Below are 2,892 nucleotides of genomic sequence, written 5' to 3' on the forward strand. Positions count from 1 at the left end.
ATATAAGGATCGTCCAACCATTCCACACCGGGCAACAACGCTTCGCCTTCGGCGCGGCCTTGTGGGTCCACAACGCGCACTTTAGCGCCGCCGCCAATCAGCGCCGGAACAATTGTCAGAGATGGAGCATCTCGCATATCGTCAGTGTCTGGTTTGAAAGTCACACCCAGTACAGCGATGGTCTTTCCATTAAACCTGTCGTCGCAGACCTCGCGGACTTTTTCGATCATTCGTGCCTTGACGGCATCATTGACGCGAATGACCGTTTCTGTGATCTGCATTGGATATGCGTGTTCTTGCCCGATCCTGGCCAGGGCCGCCGTGTCCTTGGGAAAACAGGAGCCTCCATAACCGGGACCGGCACGCAGGAATTTGTTTCCGATGCGTCCATCCAATCCGATCCCGCGTGCAACTTCCTTGACATCCCCGCCAACCCTTTCGCACAACCCGGCAATTTCGTTAATGAAAGTGATCTTGGTCGCAAGAAACGCATTGGCTGCGTACTTTATCAACTCGGCACTTTCTAAATCTGTATTCAGTATTGGAAAGTCGCGTAAATATAGAGGGCGGTAGATTTTGGCCATAACTTCGGCCGCACGTTCGCTTTCCACGCCAACAACAACGCGGTCCGGGCGCATAAAGTCGTCAATCGCGGCTCCTTCACGCAAAAACTCAGGGTTCGAAGCCACGTCAAACTCCGCCTCGGGGTTAGCCGCTGCTATTACTTCGTGCACTTTGCGATTTGTACCAACGGGCACTGTGGATTTGGTCACGACTACCACATAGTCGGTGATAGCTTGCGCAATTTCCCGCGCTGCGGACATCACGTAAGTCAGGTCCGCGTGACCGTCGCCACGCCGGGTTGGCGTTCCAACCGCGATAAAGACCGCATCTGCCCCGTCGACAGCGTCGGCAAGGTCTGTGGTGAAGGTCAATCGGCCCGCTGACACATTCTTGGCCATTAGAACATCCAGGCCTGGTTCGTAGATAGGAACCTGGCCCGATTGCAGCATCTCAATTTTGTCGGTAGCTTTGTCGACGCAGATAACGTCATGGCCGAAATCCGAGAAACACACGCCTGACACCAGGCCAACATATCCAGTGCCGATCATTGCAATGCGCATATTCAAATTCCTTTTATGGGCTCTTGCGCCGGAATACGCTTAGAAACAAACGGTATTCAAGCGCTTTTCTGCGTGAATGTCAGCGTTTCGGTTCAAAGCTGATGGCGTTCTATCAATTTTCACATTCTTCGTTGTGCGCTGGAAATCGCCGCTTCCCGATTCTCGCAATTTAGGTGTTGTGCATACATAGCAAGTCCGTTTGGATTCGGTAGATGTTTGCTTCATATTGTGTGAGATAGAATTAATTGATTTTTTTGGCGGGCCACGCAGTCGAGCCGGGTCGGTGACGGGTAAAAATGATGACCAGAAAACTAACACTCGCGCCGAGGGCATTTATGTCCTCGCGAGATAAAAAAGTGTGGCGCAACCGTATTCTATTAATACTTTCGCCGGTGCTTTTGCTGCTGTCGCCTATTTTGCTGCCGATATACTATATCCACCGGAAACGAAAGGGAAAACCCCTGTTTTCTGGCAAAAGCCTGACTGGACCATTGGTAAAGAAAGAGGTTGGCCGAATGGGCTACCTTGCGGGATCGCTCAGTTCGGTGCCGCCATCGCCGTTAAATATGGCGGAAGAAGCGCGAATAGACGCTTTGCCCGACACATTCGCCTTATGTCGAGTAATTGGAAATGACCTGGCACCGCGACACAAAGCCGGACAATCGCTTGAGAATGTCAGATTCATTCTTGAAAATGAACCTGACCTGGAAGACTGCACCAAGATTTGGGTTTTGAACCGAATTTTTGATCCGGAGAACGAAGCCGACCTAATCGCGTTGTTGGATCAACACGACCAAATTTATGAACGCATTCCATTTGAACCTGAAGCGCTGCAGAATATTGGTTATGATTTTTCAACGATTTCAGACCCGATTGTCTTCGCTGACGGATCCATAGATCAACTGGAGGAAAATTTCCGTTCATTGGTCACTTCGCAGGTGTATCGTGCGCGAAACAATTACGTCATGAACAACAATGGCGCACGAAATTTTGCGTTGGAGTTTTCATTGAAGCAAGCAAAATGGGCGTTGCCGTTTGATGGAAATTGTTTTTTTACGCGAAAAGCTTGGGAAGCTTGTCGCAGCGATATTCTTGCTCACAGAGACAAGAGATATTTTACGGTGCCGATGGCCCGAATGCTGGATAACAGCGATTTGTTACTTGATGACTTGACACCGAACGCAACCGAGGAACCCCAGATTGCGTTTCGATGCGATGCGCCTTTGCGGTTTGCTGTGTCGCATCCATATGGGCGTCGACCCAAGGTTGAACTGTTCTTGCATTTGGGCATTCCTGGTCCTTGGGAAAACTGGTCAAATTTCACGTTTGACATTCCACCGCGCAAAGTGTCCCCCGAAGGACATCGTGTGGGGCAAGCCGGATGGGTTGCCCGATTATTTTCTGGACAGACGAGCTTGGAAAAGGACGCTGACAACACCATTCGAGATCGAGGCGTTGCAAGAAACCTGGCCATACGCGCGACGTTGGATATGCTCGAAGCCCGTCCTATGCAGGAGCGTTTGGAATCCGGAAAGCCGGTTTTCTATGATCTGAACCGTATAGAAGCGCTGGCTGCTTGCCCTTCATCTTTGGAACGGCCAGATATTCTTGCCGCAGCAGACGAGGCGATGCACCGTGGACCCTATTCGGTAGTGGACAAACCAGATCCGGGTCCAAGTGGTGACTTGCATGACTACTTTCACCCAGCCCCTTATTGGTGGCCGGATCCCCAAAAACCTGCTGGCTCACCCTATGTAAGGCGAGACGG

2 protein-coding genes are annotated in these 2,892 nt (G+C 51.0%); one reads left to right on the forward strand and one right to left on the reverse strand.

Translation table 11 applies throughout. The features are described 5' to 3' along the window. Positions 1 to 1,124 (reverse strand): UDP-glucose dehydrogenase family protein (locus tag AC2FNE_RS24505; protein WP_496806552.1); only part of this gene is annotated, 1,124 nt, incomplete at its 3' end. Positions 1,125 to 1,639: 515 nt separating this feature from the next. Here AC2FNE_RS24505 and AC2FNE_RS24510 point away from each other — a divergent pair. Next, positions 1,640 to 2,892, forward strand: a 1,253-nt coding sequence (locus tag AC2FNE_RS24510) for an alginate lyase family protein (protein ID WP_496806553.1), incomplete at its 3' end; no start/stop codon positions are given.

The sequence above is a fragment of the Ruegeria sp. YKSD179 genome, assembly GCF_059612885.1.